The 16,883-nt window shown below is 72.8% G+C and carries 14 protein-coding genes; 9 read left to right on the forward strand and 5 right to left on the reverse strand.

The genetic code is table 11. The annotated features are described in order from the left end of the window. Positions 1 to 70 precede the first annotated feature (70 nt). From dhbA to PSQ21_RS00820, 5 genes are all read left to right on the forward strand, one after another. The gene (gene dhbA / locus PSQ21_RS00800) at positions 71 to 901 is read left to right on the forward strand and encodes a 2,3-dihydro-2,3-dihydroxybenzoate dehydrogenase (protein ID WP_274028409.1); all 831 of its coding nucleotides are present in this window, start codon (positions 71 to 73) and stop codon (positions 899 to 901) included. Positions 902 to 986: 85 nt separating this feature from the next. Further along, complete coding sequence (gene dhbC, locus PSQ21_RS00805; RefSeq protein WP_274028410.1) at positions 987 to 2,192, forward strand: isochorismate synthase DhbC; 1,206 nt, start codon at positions 987 to 989, stop codon at positions 2,190 to 2,192. Continuing rightward, positions 2,189 to 3,826, forward strand: coding sequence for a (2,3-dihydroxybenzoyl)adenylate synthase (locus PSQ21_RS00810; protein ID WP_274028412.1), 1,638 nt, complete (start codon positions 2,189 to 2,191; stop codon positions 3,824 to 3,826). The genes dhbC and PSQ21_RS00810 overlap by 4 nt, the downstream gene beginning before the upstream one ends. Positions 3,827 to 3,854: 28 nt before the next feature. Next, positions 3,855 to 4,487 (forward strand): isochorismatase family protein, encoded by a 633-nt coding sequence (locus tag PSQ21_RS00815; RefSeq protein ID WP_274028414.1) that lies wholly within the window; start codon positions 3,855 to 3,857, stop codon positions 4,485 to 4,487. A gap of 5 nt (positions 4,488 to 4,492) precedes the next feature. After that, positions 4,493 to 4,723 (forward strand): phosphopantetheine-binding protein, encoded by a 231-nt coding sequence (locus PSQ21_RS00820; RefSeq protein WP_274028415.1) that lies wholly within the window; start codon positions 4,493 to 4,495, stop codon positions 4,721 to 4,723. A 254-nt stretch (positions 4,724 to 4,977) separates the two neighbouring features. On the opposite strand, the gene pgm is transcribed toward PSQ21_RS00820, so the two are convergent. After that, positions 4,978 to 6,621, reverse strand: coding sequence for a phosphoglucomutase (alpha-D-glucose-1,6-bisphosphate-dependent) (gene pgm / locus PSQ21_RS00825; protein ID WP_274028417.1), 1,644 nt, complete (start codon positions 6,619 to 6,621; stop codon positions 4,978 to 4,980). Positions 6,622 to 6,838: 217 nt separating this feature from the next. After that, positions 6,839 to 7,906, reverse strand: coding sequence for a chitinase (locus PSQ21_RS00830; protein WP_274028418.1), 1,068 nt, complete (start codon positions 7,904 to 7,906; stop codon positions 6,839 to 6,841). Between the two features lie 396 nt (positions 7,907 to 8,302). Here PSQ21_RS00830 and PSQ21_RS00835 point away from each other — a divergent pair, with 396 nt between their 5' ends. Beyond that, the gene (locus PSQ21_RS00835) at positions 8,303 to 10,057 is read left to right on the forward strand and encodes a hypothetical protein (protein WP_274035593.1); all 1,755 of its coding nucleotides are present in this window, start codon (positions 8,303 to 8,305) and stop codon (positions 10,055 to 10,057) included. Positions 10,058 to 10,091: 34 nt separating this feature from the next. Here the strand turns inward: PSQ21_RS00835 and PSQ21_RS00840 are convergent, their stop codons facing one another. Together PSQ21_RS00840 and PSQ21_RS00845 are read right to left on the reverse strand one after the other, a co-directional pair. Continuing rightward, complete coding sequence (locus PSQ21_RS00840; protein WP_274028419.1) at positions 10,092 to 12,272, reverse strand: NB-ARC domain-containing protein; 2,181 nt, start codon at positions 12,270 to 12,272, stop codon at positions 10,092 to 10,094. Further along, positions 12,269 to 12,727, reverse strand: coding sequence for a hypothetical protein (locus tag PSQ21_RS00845; protein ID WP_274028420.1), 459 nt, complete (start codon positions 12,725 to 12,727; stop codon positions 12,269 to 12,271). The genes PSQ21_RS00840 and PSQ21_RS00845 overlap by 4 nt, the downstream gene beginning before the upstream one ends. 329 nt (positions 12,728 to 13,056) lie before the next feature. On the opposite strand from PSQ21_RS00845, the gene PSQ21_RS00850 reads away from it, so the two are divergent. Next, positions 13,057 to 14,010: a DUF3048 domain-containing protein gene (locus tag PSQ21_RS00850; RefSeq protein WP_274028421.1), complete on the forward strand. Its 954-nt coding sequence runs from the start codon at positions 13,057 to 13,059 to the stop codon at positions 14,008 to 14,010. Positions 14,011 to 14,289: 279 nt separating this feature from the next. Here the strand turns inward: PSQ21_RS00850 and eno are convergent, their stop codons facing one another. Then, positions 14,290 to 15,594, reverse strand: a complete 1,305-nt coding sequence (gene eno, locus PSQ21_RS00855; RefSeq protein WP_274028422.1) for a phosphopyruvate hydratase — start codon at positions 15,592 to 15,594, stop codon at positions 14,290 to 14,292. A gap of 239 nt (positions 15,595 to 15,833) precedes the next feature. Between eno and PSQ21_RS00860 the strand changes: the two genes are divergently transcribed. Together PSQ21_RS00860 and PSQ21_RS00865 are read left to right on the forward strand one after the other, a co-directional pair. Beyond that, the gene (locus tag PSQ21_RS00860) at positions 15,834 to 16,256 is read left to right on the forward strand and encodes a MarR family winged helix-turn-helix transcriptional regulator (protein WP_274028424.1); all 423 of its coding nucleotides are present in this window, start codon (positions 15,834 to 15,836) and stop codon (positions 16,254 to 16,256) included. 85 nt (positions 16,257 to 16,341) lie between these two features. Then, positions 16,342 to 16,872, forward strand: a complete 531-nt coding sequence (locus PSQ21_RS00865) for a DinB family protein (RefSeq protein ID WP_274028425.1) — start codon at positions 16,342 to 16,344, stop codon at positions 16,870 to 16,872. Positions 16,873 to 16,883 lie beyond the last annotated feature (11 nt).

Genomic DNA, 16,883 nt, shown 5'->3' on the forward strand with positions numbered 1-16,883 from the left:
CGGCTCGACACCTCCTGAGCGGTCGATTCAAGTTAGGTTACCCTTACCAAGCATCCGGAGGAGGTCACTCATGCCTGAGCACATACCGGGCAGAAGTGGCGAGTTCACCGGCCGCACCGCCCTGGTCACCGGTGCCGCACAAGGCATCGGCGCGGCGGTCGCCGACCTGCTCGCCGCCCTCGGCGCCCGCGTGGCCGCCACCGATCGCGCCCGGCCGAACGGCGGGGCGTCGGCCGCCGAGCGGCCCCTGACCCAGGAGAGACCGCCCGGCGTCGAACGTTCGGGGGGCAGCCCGACCCCGTACGTGATGGACGTCACCGACCGGACTTCGGTGGAGAGCACCGTGGCCCGGGTCGAACGCGAACTCGGCCCGATCGACGTCCTGGTGAACGTGGCGGGCATCCTGCGCACCGGCCCGGCGGCGGTGCTCTCCGCGCAGGACTGGGCGGAGACGTTCGCGGTGAACGCCACCGGCGTCTTCCACGTCTGCCAGGCCGTCGCCCCGCTCATGGCGGCCCGCGGATCCGGCGCGGTCGTCACCGTCGGCTCCAACGCCGCCGGCATCCCCCGCACCGGCATGGCCGCCTACGCCGCTTCCAAGGCGGCCGCCGCCATGTTCACCAAGTGCCTGGGGCTCGAACTCGCCCGCAGCGGCGTTCGCTGCAACGTCGTCGCACCCGGCTCCACCGATACGCCGATGCAACGCGCGCTGTGGGCCGGCCCGGGCGCTGAACAGCGTGTCATCGACGGGGACCCCTCGACCTACCGCACCGGCATCCCGCTCGGCCGGATCGCCGACCCCGGGGACATCGCGGAGACGGTGGCGTTCCTCGCCTCGGACCGTGCCCGCCACATCACCATGCAGGAGCTGTACGTCGACGGCGGCGCGACCCTGCGCTGACCGGCCCGACCATCCCTCCCCCCTTTCCCTCACCTCCCGTCAAGCCCCCGCACCCGCTGACGGGATCATCGAGAATGGAGTCCCCGTGTCGACGGCATCCCAGGTCGCCACGCACACCGCCCCGGCCGATCCGGCCCATCCGGCCGTAGGAGCGGCCACCTCACTGCTGGACGCCTACACACCGGGCGCCCACTTCCTCGCCACCCCCGGACGCACCCTGCTCGCACCAGGCGCCGGGCGCCACGTCCCGCACGACGAGAGACCGTTGACCGCGCGGGTGGGCCTCACGCTCGCCGAGGCGGTCGCCGCCGGTCAGGATGCGCCGGTGGTCATGGGCGCCATCCCCTTCGACCACGCGGCCCCGGCCGCCCTGAGCGTCCCGGAATTGGTGCTCTGCGCGCCGCCGCTCGCCTCCGACCCGCTCATAGCCCTGCCCGCGAGCGCACCCGCCGCGGGCGGCTGGCGGATACGCCCGGTGCCCGAACCGGAGACCTACGGCAAGGGCGTCGCAGCCGCCGTGGAGCGCATGTGGCGCGGCGAGTTCAGCAAGGTCGTGCTGGCCCGCACCCTCGAACTCTCCTCCGAGGCCCCGCTCGACCTGCCGGCGATGCTCCAGCGCCTCGCCCGCCGTGACCCCTCCGGCTACACCTTCGCCCTGCCGACCGGTCCCGGGCGCACTCTCATCGGCGCCAGCCCCGAACTGCTGGTCTCCCGCCACGGGCGGCAGGTCGTCGCCAATCCGCTCGCCGGGTCGACCCCCCGCAGCACCGACCTCGCCGAGGACGTGCGCCGGGCGGCCGCCCTGCTGGAATCCGTCAAGGACCTGCACGAGCACGCCGTCGTCGTGGACGCCGTCCACCAGGCACTCGCCCCGCACTGCACGGACCTGACCGTCCCGGCCCGGCCGACGCTCATCCGCACCGCCACCATGTGGCACCTGTCCACCACGGTCACCGGCGCCCTCGCCTCCCCCGACGCCTCGGCACTGGAGCTGGCCTGCGCGCTGCACCCGACGCCCGCCGTCTGCGGCACACCGACGCCGACCGCCCGTCAGGTCATCAGGGAGACCGAACCGTTCGACCGCGGGTTCTTCACCGGCGTGGTCGGCTGGGGCAACGCCGAGGGCGACGGCGAATGGGTCGTCACGATCCGCTGCGCCGACGCCGAGGAGCGCACGCTGCGGCTGTACGCGGGAGCGGGAATCGTCGCCGCCTCCGAGCCCGAGGCGGAGGCCGCCGAGACCGCCGCCAAGTTCCGCACCTTCCTGAGCGCCGTGGGAGCCGAGCTGTGAGCACGGACGCGGCGCCCACCTGGCCCGCCGAGTTCGCGGAGAAGTACCGGGCGGCCGGCTGGTGGCGCGGGGAGACGTTCGGGGAGATGCTGCGGCAGCGCGCCGAGGACCACCCGGACCGGGTCGCCGTCGTCGATCCGGCGGCGGGAAGCCGGTGGACGTACGCCGATCTCGACCGGCGCGCCGACCGGCTGGCGGCGGGGTTCCTCGCCCGCGACATCGCCAAGGGCGACAGGGTGGTGGTGCAACTCCCCAACATCGCCGAGTTCTTCGAGGTGATCTTCGCGCTGTTCCGGATCGGCGCGCTGCCCGTCTTCGCACTGCCCGCGCACCGGGAGAGCGAGATCACCTACTTCTGCGAGTTCACCGGGGCGGTGGCCTACGTCATCGCGGCCGAGCACGGCGGCTACGACTACCGTGAGCTGGCGTCGAAGGCCCGCGCCAACGTGGGGACCCTGCGCCATGTCTTCGTCGCCCAGGGGGACCCCGGCGAGTTCGAGGCGCTGGCCGAGGTCGCCGAGGAGCCGGTCGGCTACGGCGGCCCCCGCCCGGACGACCTCGCCTTCCTACAGCTCTCCGGCGGCAGCACCGGCGTACCGAAGCTGATCCCGCGCACCCACGACGACTACATCTACTCGCTGCGGGGCTCCAACGAGATCTGCGCCGTCGACGCGACGAGCGTGTATCTGTGCGTGCTGCCGGCGGCCCACAACTTCCCGCTCTCATCGCCCGGTTCACTCGGCACGCTGTACGCCGGCGGCCGTGTGGTGCTGTGCCCGGGGCCCTCGCCGGAGGTGGCGTTCCCACTGATCGAGCGTGAGGGCGTCACCATCACCGGACTCGTGCCACCGCTGGCCCTGTTGTGGACGGAGGCGGCGCCCGGCACCGCGCACGACCTCGGCAGCCTGGACGTGCTGCTCGTGGGGGGCGCCAAGTTCAGCGAGGAGGCGGCCCGCCGGGTCCGCCCCGCTCTCGGCTGCACGCTCCAACAGGTCTTCGGCATGGCCGAGGGGCTCGTCAACTACACCCGGCTGGACGACCCCGTCGAGACCATCGTCACCACGCAGGGGCGGCCCATCTCGCCCGACGACGAGATTCTCGTCGTCGACGACGACGATCAGGAGGTCGCCCCGGGCCGGACCGGTCATCTGCTGACCCGGGGGCCGTACACGATCCGCGGCTACTGGAACGCCCCCGAGCACAACGCCCGTTCCTTCACCGAGGACGGTTTCTACCGCACCGGCGACATCGTGCGGACCACCGCCACCGGACACATCGTCGTCGAGGGGCGGGCCAAGGACCAGATCAACCGGGGCGGCGAGAAGATCGCCGCCGAGGAGGTCGAGAACCACATCCTCGCCCACCCCGCCGTGCACGACGCCAACGTGGTGGCCGAGCCCGACCCGTACCTGGGCGAACGCGTCTGCGCCTACGTGATCCTGCGCTCGGGCGCCGGTCCGCTGAAGGCGGTGGCCGTCAAGCGGTTCGTACGCGAACGGGGCCTGGCCTCCTACAAGGTGCCGGACCGGGTCGAGTTCGTCGACGCCTTCCCGCAGACCGGTGTGGGCAAGGTCTCCAAGAAGGACCTGCGCCACGCCGCGGCTCGCACCGCCTCTCCTTCCCCCTCCCGCTGAACGCCTCCCCGAACGGAACCTCTCCACCATGGCTCTGCCCGCCATCGCTCCCTATCCCATGCCGGCCGCCGACGAGCTGCCCGCCAACCGGGTCGGCTGGACCGTCGACCCCGCGCGTGCGGTGCTCCTCGTCCACGACCTGCAGAACCATTTCCTGTCGGCGTACGACCGCCGGGCCGAACCGGTGCCCGAACTCCTCGCTCACGTGGCCGAGTTGAAGAAGAGCGCGACGCGGCTCGGCGTGCCGGTCCTCTACACCGCGCAGCCCGGCGGCCAGAGCGCGGAGGAGCGCGGTCTCCAGCAGGACTTCTGGGGCCCCGGACTCCCCGCCGACGAGCACCTGGCGGCCATCGCGGACGAGGTCGCACCCGACGCGGGCGACACCGTGCTCACCAAGTGGAAGTACAGCGGGTTCGTCCGCACCGATCTGCTGGAGCGGCTGCGCGGGCAGGGCCGCGACCAGATCGTCATCACCGGCGTCTACGCCCACATCGGTGTGCTCATGACCGCGTGCGACGCCTGGATGCGGGACATCCAGGCGTTCGTGGTGGCCGACGCTGTGGCGGACTTCTCGGCGGATGACCATGCGATGGCGCTGCGCTGGGCCGCGGGCAGGTGCGCCGTCGTCACGACCGCCCGGACCGTCTTCGAAGGGAAGTGACCGCGGTGGCGCTCACGCTCGAACAGCTCCGTGCCGATGTCGCGGACGTCCTGGGCGAGGACCCGGAGGAGATCCCGCTCGACGAGAACCTCGTCGACTACGGCCTCGACTCCGTCCGCCTCATGTCACTGGTCGCCGCCTGGCGCCGCGACCACGGCGTCGAGGTGGCCTTCGCCGACCTCGCCGAGCAGCCCGCCCTGGAGTCCTGGGCCTTGCTGCTGGGTGTGACCGGCTGACGCTGCGGCCGTCCAGGGGCACGTCGCCGGGACGCGGGGGCGGCGGGTGGCACGGTCCCAGTGACGGGAGGACCGAGAGCGTGCCCCTACTGCGGGTGCCACAAGCCCCCTGATCAGGGAGTTCAGCCATCCCTCACCGAGTTGACCGGGGATCGGCGGGACCGGTCCACGGCGGCCACGCGCGCGCCCACCCGAGCCGAGCGCGTGCCGCCCGGGGACGGGCCGCCCCACCCCCGGACGGCATCCCGGTCGGCTCAGGCGTCGCCGAGTGCTTCGGAGACCAGAGCCCGGGCCTCCTCCTGGACCCGGGCGAGATGGCCGGGGCCCTGGAAGCTCTCCGCGTACACCTTGTAGACGTCCTCGGTGCCCGAGGGGCGGGCGGCGAACCAGGCGCTGTCGGTGCAGACCTTGAGGCCGCCGATCGCCGCACCGTTGCCGGGGGCCTCGGTGAGCACGGCGGTGACGGGCTCTCCGGCCAGGCTGTCGGCCTTGACCTGCTGCGGGGAGAGCCGGGCCAGGACGGCCTTCTCCTCGCGGGTGGCGGGTGCGTCGACGCGGGCGTACGCCGGGTCGCCGAAGCGGCCGGTGAGCCGCGCGTAGTGCTGGGAGGGGGTGGAGCCGGTGACGGCGGTGATCTCGGAGGCGAGGAGGGCCAGCAGGATGCCGTCCTTGTCCGTGGTCCAGACCCGGCCGTCGCGGCGCAGGAAGGAGGCCCCGGCGGACTCCTCGCCGCCGAAGCCGAGACGGCCCTCGAAGAGGCCGTCGACGAACCACTTGAAGCCGACCGGGACCTCCACCAGGGGACGGCCGAGGTCGTGGGCGACCCGGTCGATCATGGACGAGGAGACCAGGGTCTTGCCGATGCCGGTCCCGGCGGCCCAGCCCTCGCGGTGGGTGTAGAGGTAGTCGATGGCGACGGCCAGATAGTGGTTGGGGTTCATCAGGCCGCCGTCGGGGGTGACGATGCCGTGCCGGTCGGCGTCGGCGTCGTTCCCGGTGGCGATGGCGTACGCGTCGCGCTGGGCGATCAGCGAGGCCATGGCGTGCGGGGACGAGCAGTCCATGCGGATCCTGCCGTCCCAGTCCAGCGTCATGAACCGCCAGGTGGGGTCGGCGAGCGGGTTGACGACGGTGAGGTCGATGCGGTGGCGTTCGGCGATCCGCCCCCAGTAGGCGACGGACGCGCCACCGAGCGGGTCGGCCCCGATGCGGATCCCCGCGTCCCGTACCGGGTCGAGGTCGAGGACGGAGGGCAGGTCGTCGACGTACGCGGTCAGGAAATCGTGCCGGCGGGTGGTGTCGGCGGCCAGGGCGCGGGCGTACGGGATCCGGCGGACCTCTCCGAGCCCGGACTCGATCAGGGCGTTGGCCCGGTCCTGGATCCAGGAGGTGGCGTCGGAGGCGGCCGGTCCCCCGTTCGGCGGGTTGTACTTGAAGCCGCCGTCGGCGGGCGGGTTGTGCGAGGGGGTGATCACGATCCCGTCGGCCAGGTGCGCGGTGCGGCCCCGGTTGTACGTGAGGATGGCGTGCGAGACGGCGGGGGTCGGGGTGTAGCCGTCCTCGCTGTCGATGAGGACGGTGGCCCCGTTGGCCGCGAGCACCTCCAGGGCGGTGACCCGGGCGGGTTCGGACAGGGCGTGGGTGTCCGCGCCGAGGAACAGGGGTCCGTCGGTGCCCTGGCGGGTGCGGTAGTCGCAGATCGCCTGGGTGGTCGCGGCGATGTGGTCCTCGTTGAACGCGGCGTTGAACGCGGAGCCCCGGTGGCCGGAGGTCCCGAAGGCCACCCGTTGCGCGGGCTCGGCCGGATCGGGGTGGAGTGCGTAATAGGCCGTCACCAGCCGGGCCACGTCGACCAGGTCTGCGGGCTGCGCCGGGTGACCGGCCCGTTCGTGCACCATCGGGTCTCCTCGTACGTTCTCGTCGTCGGGCCGGCCCGCGGGGAGACGGGCCCGGCGCACCGGGGAAACGATCACACCGGTCCGTACCCGATTCTGCTCTCCCGGCCGCCCCGGCGCGCGACCGGTTCACGCCTTCCTCGTGTCGCGGCCCGGCCGGAGCGGCGCCGCGCCCCGGGTCCGGAGCGGACCGGGGGCGCGGAACCGTACGGGCGGGGGCTCAACGGCCCTGGAGGGACCTCACGTTGTCGCCGAAGGTCCAGCCCCTGGAGCCGTCCCAGTTCAGGGACCAGGTCATCAGCCCCTTGAGGGAGCCGTTGTAGTGGTTCCAGGCCTGTGAGACGAGTCCGGTGGACATGTGGCCGCCGCCGGCGCCGGGCTGGGCGGGGAGGCCGGGGACCTGCTTGTCGTAGGGCACCTTGATGGTGGTGCCCTGGATGACGAGCCCCTTGTTCAGACAGTCGGTCTGGGCGGTGAAGCCCGCGACGGTGCCGGCGGCGTAGGAGTCACCGGAGCAGCCGTACATGCTGCCGTTGTAGTACTGCATGTTCAGCCACCACAGGCGGCCGTTGTCGGCGTACTTCTTGATGATGGGCAGGTACGAGCCCCAGATCGAGCCGTAGACGACGCTGCCGCCGGTGACGTACGCCGTCTCGGGCGCCATGGTGAGGCCGAAGTTCGGCGGCATCGCGGCGAGGACGCCGTCGATGATGCGGATGAGGTTGGACTGCGACGCGGACAGCTGGTTGATGTTGCCGCTGCCGACGAGGCCGGTCTCGATGTCGATGTCGATGCCGTCGAAGTTGTACTTCTTCAGGATCGGGACGATCGTCGCGACGAACCGGTCGGCCACCGCGCTGGAGCTGAGATCGATCCCTGCCGCGGCTCCGCCGATCGACATGAGGGTGGTGAGGCCGTTGGCCTTGGCCTGGCACATCTCGGCGGGGGTCGCGACCTTGACGGTCCTGTCCATGCCGTCCTCCCAGAGGACGGTGCCGTCGGAGCGGATGACGGGGAAGGCCGCGTTGATGACGTTGTAGCCGTGCTGGGTGATGCGGGGGTCGGTGATCGGGATCCAGCCGAGCGGCGGGTGCACGCCGTTGGCCGCCCCGTCCCAGTTCTCCCAGTACCCCTGGAGCACCTTGCCCGTGGGCTTCGACTTGACCGCGCAGGTCTCGGCGGCCGCGATGTTCGTCTCCGCGGACTTCGGCGGAGCGGCTCCGACCAGCATCGGTACAACGAGCGCCGCGGCCAGGCCGAGGCCCAGCAACCGTGATGTACGCCCCATGATCCGTACGTCCTTCCTGCCCGGGTCCGCCGCCGACAGGGCGAAAGGTTCGCCCCGCCCCGCCCTGTGTCGTGACCCTGCCAAACCGTAGAATGGTCCAGACCTTCGGTCAAGAGGTCTGGACCAGACCGTCCGTCAGGAGCCGCACCGTCGGGGGCCGGTCGACCCACGGCCCGACCGGTGACGACTCCCGTACGATATGACCGCCCCGCGCCCCCAGTTCGAGGTCCAGTTCGAACCCCGAGAGGATTGCCCTACCGCTTGAAAAGCGATAAGTCGACCATAGCCGCGAGCCGCGAGCCGCGAGCCGCGAGCCGCGAGCCGCGAGCCGCGAGCCGCGAGCCGCGAGCCGCGAGCCGCGTCGGCACGGTGTGCCCGTAGCCTTTCGGGGTGGCCATGCACGCTAGCCAGCCCCTCCGCGTCCCCGTCGGCGCCGACGCCGGACGATGGAGCACCTTTCACGGTGAGAAGACCCTGGTCGTAGCGGCCCGTACGGTGACCTCGACCGTACGGGTCCTCGAATGCCTGCCCGCCCTGCTGCGCGGGGACGCACGGGTGACCGTGGTCTTCGCCCATGACCCCACTTCCGCGTTCGGCGACGGCGTGCTGGAGCTGCTGCACGACGCAGGCTGCCGGGTCATCCCCTGGGCGCAGGTGCGGCACGCCGAGCCCGATCTGATCCTCACGGCCAGCGAGAACGTCGATGTGCCGGAAGGGCCCTGCCCGGTCCTCGTGCTGCCGCACGGCATCGGCTTCCAGAAGCAGGTACCGGATTCCCGCGGTCCGCGTGACCGGCTGTCCGGAGTGGTGCCGGACCGTCTCCTGGAGTCCGGGCGTGCCTGGCTGGCGATCTCGCATCCGAGCCAGGAGGAACAGCTGCTCTCCTCCCATCCGAAGGCGGCCGGTCGCACGCTGCTCGTGGGTGACCCCTGCTACGACGAACTGCTCGTCAGCGCCGGACGGGCGGACACCTACCGGCGGGCGCTCGGGGTACCCGCCGGGCACCGGCTCGTGGTGCTCAGCTCCACCTGGGGCCGCACCTCGCTGATCGGGCAGGACCCGGAGCTGGCGGCCCGGACCCTGGCCGCACTCCCGTACGACGAGTTCCGCGTCGCGGCGATCGTCCACCCCAACGTCTGGTCCGGCCACGGTTCCTGGCAGATCCGCACCCTCCTGGCCCCGGCGCTGGAAGCCGGGCTGATGCTCGTCCCGCACATCCACGCCTGGCGCCCCGCGCTGGTCGCGGCGGACGTGGTGGTGGGCGATCACGGCTCGGTGACGCTGTACGGGGCGGCGCTCGGCAAGCCGGTCCTGTTGGGGGCCTTCGGCAGCGAGAGCGTCGACGGCACCGCCGCGGCCGCGCTCGGGCGGACCGCTCCCCGCCTGGACGCCGACGGTGACGTACGTGAACAGATCATGTCCGCCCTGGCGGAGCAGACCCCGGGCCGGTTCGCCGCGATCGCCGAGGGAGCGTTCGACCGGCCGGGGCAGGCTCTGGCCCGGCTGCGCGCCGCGCTCTACCACCTGCTGGACCTCACGGAACCCAGGCCCGATCCCCCGCCCGCGCTGTATCTGGACGAGCCCGACGCGGCCGGAGCGGAGGTGACCGCCTGGACGGTCGTCAGCACCGTCTCCCCGGGTGCGGAACCGGACACCGTCACCGTACGCCGACGGCCTGTGGCGGTGGCACCGTACGGGAACGCCGGCGGAAGCGTGGACAAGGACGCGCGCGGGTTCGGGGAGGAGGACGAGACCGTCGGGCGCTTCCGTCATCTCGCCTGCGACGAACGCGAGCAGGACCGGAGGCTGGTGGAGAGCGCTTCGGTACTGCTGCGCGGGGCTCCGGCTCCTTCCTCCACGGCCGCGCTCCGATGGATCGGGAACGCCCTGGCACGTCTGCCGGGATGTCGGCTCGCGGCGGCCGCGCTGAGCGATGGGGGCTGCCTGGTGGGGCTCCGCGACGGGCGGATCGTGGAGGCGTCCATGACCGGGCCTCCGGCCACCCCGGGTCCGACCGCCGCGGTCGTCTACTCACTGCTGCGCGCCGCCGCTCCGCTGGACGGCGTGCTCGTGACGCTGCGGATCGGCGCGCGCGACGAGGCCGTGGCCCTGCGACTGCGCGCACCGTCGGCGGGCAGCGGCGCGGGCTGAGCGAAGCTGCGCGCGGGCACACGCCCGCCGTGCGTCACCCGCTCGTCGGCTCTTCCTCCGGTCCTTCCTCCAGCCGCTCCCGCAGCTCTTCCGCGCGAGGGCTGCCACCGGCCTCGTAGATCTCCAGGGCGCGCTCAAGACGGGCCCGCACCTCGCGGGGGTCGCCGTGGGAGCGTTCCTGAATGTCCGCCAGTGCCACGAGGGCCTGCGCCTCGTAATGGGTGGCCTCCTGCGTGCGGAGGACGGCGGCGGCCTCACCGAGGGCGGTGATCGCCTCCCGCGTCTCGTCGAGGTGGTCGTGGGCGAGACCGATGGCCATCAGGACCCGGGCCGCCATCCTCGGATCCTCGCGTGCGGTGAGCTGTTCGTGGGCGCCGCGCAGGGTGTCGAGCGCCTCACGGGAGTCGCCGGCGGCGTCCTGGGCACAGCCGAGGAAGTAGGAGGCGATGGCGGCGCCGCGGTACTCCTTCGCCGCCGTGTTGAGGGCGAGCGCGCTCCGGTAGGCCGCCATGGCCCGGGAGGGGTCGATACGGTCCCAGTAGCGTCCGGAGAACTCCTGAACGGAGGCACGGACGACCAGATGATCCGCCACCTCGGCGCAGGCCTGCGCGGTGTCGAGCTCACGCCGGGCGGCCGCGTACTCGCCCAGGTCCATCAGCGGGCGCGACAGCAGGCTGCGCAAGCGCGCCTCGGCGGCCGGGACCACGGCCTCCGCGGCGGCGTTCGCTCCGAGTTCGAGCGATTCCCGCCAGTCACCGAGGTGCCGGTGGTGGAGGAACAGGACCGTGAACGCCTCGGCGAGCTGCCAGACCTCCGTGTGCAGCGTTCCCTCGCGCGCGGCGGCACGCAGCACGCCGAGGATGTTGCGGTGTTCGGCCTCCAGCCAGGCCAGCGGCTCCGGGCCGCCCTCGGCCGCGAAGGGGTCCGGTACGTCGGTGAGCAGGCCGGTGTGGTCGGCGATCCGCAGCCGGTCCAGCCGGACGGCCCGGTCGGCGAGCGCGGTGAGGGCCAGGTAGTGCTGCGTCACACGCCGTACGAGAGCGGGGCGCTCGCCCGGGGGCTCTTCCTCCGTCGCGCGCTCACGGGCGTGCAGGCGCACGAGATCGTGGAAGCGGAAGCGCCCGTCCGGCGTCTCCTCCAGCAGACCGGCCCGGGTCAGCGCGTCCAGCGCGTCCGCGGTACGTCGCGGGTCCAGGTCCGCCGCCACCGCGGCGACTCCGGCGTCGAAGGTGGCTCCCGGGTACCAGCCCATCAGGCGGTGGAGCCGGGCCGGCTCGGGGGCGAGTTCACGGTAGGCGAGGTCGAACGCGGCGGCCACGGACCGTTCCTTTCCCAGGGACATTCCTGCCAGTCGGCGCGACTCGTCGGCCAGCTCCGCCGCGAGCGCGGGAAACGTCAGACGCGTCTCCGTCGTCAGCCGGGCGGCGGCCACGTGCAACGCCACCGGCAGCCCGCCGCAGAGCCGCACCACCTCGTCCGCCGCGTCCGGGTCCGCCGCGACGGTCTCGGCGCCGCACCGGTCGGCGAGCACCTGCAGGCTGCTCTCGCGGTCGAGCGGCTCCACCGGCACCATCCGCGCGCCGTCCATGGCGAGTTCCCCCAGCCGTGAACCGCTTGCCACGAGCAGCACACTGCCCCTGCCCTTCGGCAGGAGCGCGGCCGCGTGGGCGGGGTCGGAGATGTTGTCCAGGAAGAGCAGCAGCCGTCTGCCCGCCGTCCGGGTCCGCAGGAGGCGGGCCCGGTCGGCGAGCGAGGTGGGGATGTACGCCGCGTCGACGCCCAGGGACTTCAGGCAGCTCCACGCGGCCTCGGAGACGTCGGCGCCCGCCGTCTCTCCCCGCAGGGTGGCGAAGTCCACGTAGATCTGCCCGTCGGGGAACCGCTCCCGTCCCCGTTCCGCCCAGCGGGACGCCAACGTGGTCTTGCCGACGCCCGGCAGTCCGTACAGCGCGGCGAAGCCGATGCTCGCGCCTTCGGGGTCGGGAGCGAACAAGCCGTCGAGCAGGTCGAGCATCCCGTCCCGGTTCCGGAACCGCACGGTCAGTGGCGGGATCTCGTCGGGGGCGGCCCACTCCCCGGCCGGGGCGGTCGCCCCGACGTGGAACGTGATGCCGCCGTGGATCGTGCCGGCCTGCACGACCGGGCCGTTGACGACGCCGGACAGCTCGTTGCGCGCGGTCGTCCGGTCGGGGCCGCTCCGGTCCCCGCTCGTCACGCCGTGCCCGGCCGCTGCTCCGGGGCGTCGGCACCGCGACCGCTGTTGAACGTCAGGGCGGAGAAGTTCTGCCCCTGGATGACCGGACCGTTCTGGGTCCCTCCGCTGATGGTGTTGGTGACGGACACCGCGGGGCCCGCGGGCGCGTGGGGGGACAGTTCGTCGAGCAGGGCCCGCAGCTCGTCCGCCGCCCCGGGGTTGGCGCGCAGGGCACGGCGGAGCCTGATGCGCCACTCCTCCTCGACGTCGGCGACCGCTTCGTCGTCGGCCGCGGCGCGTGCGGCCGTCAGCTCCGCGCGGGACGCCTCCAGCTCCGCGTCGACCGCCTCGTCGTCCTCGCCTCCGCCCAGGAACCGGGCCACCCGCCCGCGCGCCTGCGTCCAGGCCTCGGTCACCATCAGCCCCACGAAGGCCGTGGCCCCCGATGCCGCCAGTGCCGTCAACTCGGCTTCCACCGAACCCCCTCTGCCTCGTCTGTCGTACTGGTCCGGGCGTGTCGTACTGGTCCGGGCGCGGAACCCGTCGCTGGTGCAACCGTAGAGAGCCAACCGCCACCACGGAAGCGGAATCAGGGGCGCGGCGCAGAGCAGTTCCGGCCAAGTCGGCCGGTCCGTGCGGGGGCGGCGTTCGCCGCGCAGCTGTTCGGGGCCGTTCGGGGCCGTTTCCGCCCGGACCGGCGGTCGCGCAACCATGCGCGCGCCGGATGCGTGATGATGGATGAGGGGCCGCGACACGACGGCGTTGCGCCGACACCGTCGGCCGACGCCCCGGAAGGGCGGTCGCCATGTCCGCAGCCGGAGCCAGGACCTCGGCCGCAGTGCTGTTCACCGCACTCGTACTGGCCGTCACGGCCGCGTGCGCGGGCGGGGACGGCCCCTCGCCCCGTGACAGCTCTCCCTCCGGGGCGGGCCGGGCCACCGACGTACTCGCCGTGAAGATCGACAATGTGGCGCCCGCGCGCCCCCACACCGGTCTGGAGCGGGCCGACATCGTCTACGTCGAGCAGGTGGAGGCCGGCCTGAGCCGGATCCTTGCCGTGTACTCCTCCGTTCTGCCGCCGGTCGTCGGCCCGGTGCGCAGCGCGCGGGAGACCGATCTGGAGCTGCTGCGGCAGTTCGACCGGCCGACGCTGGCCTTCTCGGGGGCCCAGAGCAGGCTGCTGCCCCTCATCGACCGCGCGCGGCTGGACGCCGTGCCGCCCTCGAAGGCGCCGGGGGCGTACTTCCGGGGTCCGGAGCGGCCCGCGCCGCACAATCTCTATCTGCGGCCGGAGCGGATCCCGTTCGAGGCCTCCGGGGTGAACGCCGTAGGGGAGCTGGGGCTCGAGGTCGGCGCGCCGCCTCCCGGCGGGGAGCCGGAGGACAGCCGCACGGTTCGCTATCCGTCCGCTTCCGTGACGTTCAGGTGGTCCGCCGAACGGGATCGGTGGCTCGTCTCGCTGGACGGCTCCCCCGCCCGCGCCACCGAGGGCGGGCGGCTCGGGGCCGGTACGGTCATCGTCCAGGACGTGACCGTACGGCCGTCGGACTTCCGCGACCGGTCCGGGAACACCAGTCCGTTCACCGAGACCGTCGGATCGGGGAGCGCGGTGGTCCTGCGGGACGGCCGGGCGTACGAGGCCCGGTGGACGCGGAGCGCGGCCGACGCGGACACGGTGTACACCGCCCCCGACGGACAGCGTGTCGATCTCGCCGAAGGGCCGCTGTGGATCCTGTACGCGCCGCGCGGTGGCGGCTGAGCGAGAGCTCGCCGGAGCGCCGTGCCTCCGCTGTTCCGGTCCACGGCGAAGGTGGGGACGCCGTCGGCGGAGTTCGCGCCCCCGGGCAGCGGGCCGGGGTTCCGTGGCCGGCCGCGCCGCTGCCGGCGCGTGCGTGCGGCGTCGGGTACCTGGTGTCCGGCTCCTTGCCCGGACCGGGCCACCGTGAGCCGAGGGCGGCTCCCGGCGGGCGCGACCGTCCGCCGGGAGCCACACGTTCCGCGCGCACGGGGAAGCGTGCGCGGGAGTCTCCCCGCCCGGCTATCGGGAGCGGGACAGCAGCGCCCCGCCCGCGTACTGGGCCGATGCGCCCAGCTCCTCCTCGATCCGGATGAGCTGGTTGTACTTGGCCGTGCGGTCGGAGCGGGACAGCGAGCCGGTCTTGATCTGGCCGCAGCCCGTCGCGACCGCCAGGTCCGCGATCGTGGTGTCCTCCGTCTCGCCGGAGCGGTGGGACATCACGGCGCTCCAGCCCGCACGACGGGCGGTGGCGACCGTGGCGAGGGCTTCGGTCAGGGTCCCGATCTGGTTGACCTTCACCAGGACCGAGTTGCCGACACCGGTCCGGATCCCCTCGCGCACCTGCGCCTCGTCGGTACAGAACACGTCGTCGCCGGTGAGCTGGCAGCGGTGCCCGACGCGGGTGGTCAGTTCGCGCCAGCCGTCCATGTCGTCCTCGGCCATCGGGTCCTCGATGGAGACGACCGGATACGCGTCGATCAGCTTGACCAGGTAGTCGACCTGTTCGGAAGGGGTGCGGCGCACGCCCTCGCCCTCGTACACGTACGCGCCGTCACGGAAGAACTCCGACGAGGCCGGGTCCATGATCAGGCCGATGTCCGCCCCGGGCCGGTACCCGGTGCGTTCGACGGCGCTCATGACGAAGTCGAGCGCTTCCTCCGCCGTGCGCAGCGCGGGCGCGAAGCCGCCCTCGTCGCCGACACCGGTGGCGTGTCCGGCGGCGAGCAGGTCACGCCGCAGGGTGTGGAAGATCTCGGAGCCCATGCGGACGGCTTCCGCGAAGGTCTCCGCACCCACCGGCGCGATCATGAACTCCTGGAAGTCCAGCGGGTTGTCGGCGTGCGCGCCGCCGTTGATGATGTTCATCATCGGCAGCGGGAGAAGGCGGGCGTCGGATCCGCCGAGATGGCGGTAGAGCGGCTGGCGGTGAGCCGCCGCGGCGGCCTTCGCGGCGGCGAGGGAGACACCGAGGATCGCGTTCGCACCGAGCCGGGACTTGTCGGGCGTGCCGTCGAGCGCGACGAGCGCGGCGTCCAGGCCCGCCTGGTCGTCCGCGTCGCGGCCCACGACCGCGGCCGCGATGTCCTCGTTGACGTGGGCGACCGCCCGGTCGACACCCTTGCCGTGCCACTGCCCGGCGTCCCCGTCACGCAGCTCCAGGGCCTCCCGGGCGCCGGTGGAGGCACCGGAGGGAACCGCCGCGCGGCCGAGGGAGCCGTCGGCGAGACGGACATCGACCTCGACGGTGGGGTTGCCCCGGCTGTCGATGATCCGGCGGGCGGTGACGGACTGGATGACGGTGGGCTCAACTGCCTTGGGGGCCATGCGAGGTCCTTCCGAAGTCACATGCCGCGGCACTCTTGCGACAACGCCGGCGCGAGCCACGACGAGGCAACTCTACAGCAAGGCTGTTCAGATATGCTGTTCAGGTCAGCTGCGTAGCCTCACTGTTCAGTCGCGCTGTTCAGTCGCGCTGTTCAGATGCGCTGTTCAGATGCGCTGTTCAGATGCCTCCGCGGGCCATCTGCGGGGATCCACCGACGGTCGCCGGGTTAAAGTGCCCTATGCCCACCCCCGAGCCCGCCACCGTCGCCGCCGATCTGCGCGTCGCCATGGGCAAACTCGCGCGACGCGTGAAGCAGGAGGACCGGATCCCGCACGGTCAGGTCGCCGTACTGGGCGTCCTCGACCGGGACGGGGCCATGACCACCAGCGATCTCGCGGCGGACCAGCGTGTGCGCCCCCAGTCGATGGCCCGCGCGGTCGGGCTCCTCATGGACCAGGGTCTCGTCGTCCGCCGGGCGCACCCGACGGACGGCCGCAAGTCCCTCGTCGACCTCTCCGACGTGGGAAGGGCGGCACTGGAGGCGGAGCGCGACCGCCGCGCCGACTGGCTCGCCCGGGCCATCGACCTCGAACTCGGCGAGGACGAGCAGGAGACGCTCGCGCGCGGTGCCGCCCTGATGGAGCGGCTCGCCGCTTACTAGAACCCGGGATCTCCGTCCGGGCCGGAGAGCCCGGACCACGGAAAAGCGCGTTGTCGGGGACGCGTGGGTGTGTCAGGGTCGCCCGGTGAACGCTTCGCGATGTGACCTTCTGCGCCGCCAGTTCGATCTGACCTGGTCGCTGTTCGAGTACCACCTCGAGCGGCTCGACACCGAGGACTTCCTCTGGCAGCCGGCGCCGTTGTGCTGGACGGTGCGCCTGCGGGCCGACGGCCGGTGGACGCCGGACTGGGCCGAGACGGAGCCCGATCCCGTTCCGGTCCCGTCGATCGGCTGGCTCAGCTGGCACATCGGCTGGTGGTGGGGCACGACGCTCGACCTCTCCCTGGGCCGCAGGCCCCGGGACCGGGAGGACGTCGCGTGGCCGGGCGACGCCGAGAAGACAATCGGCTGGCTGCGCGGGCTCCGGGAGGAGTGGCTGGGGGTGCTGGACGGCCTGGACGACGCGGCTCTCGACGCCCCCGCCCCGTCGTCTCCCTGGGAGCAGGGGCCGGACCACACCGTCGCGCACCTGGCCGCGTGGGTCAACGCCGAGCTGATGAAGAACGTCGCGGAGATCGGGCAGCTCCGGATGGTGCGCGCGGCGTCCCCGGGCTGACCGGGCCGCCG

The sequence above is a fragment of the Streptomyces sp. MMBL 11-1 genome, assembly GCF_028622875.1.
GTDB lineage: Bacteria > Actinomycetota > Actinomycetes > Streptomycetales > Streptomycetaceae > Streptomyces.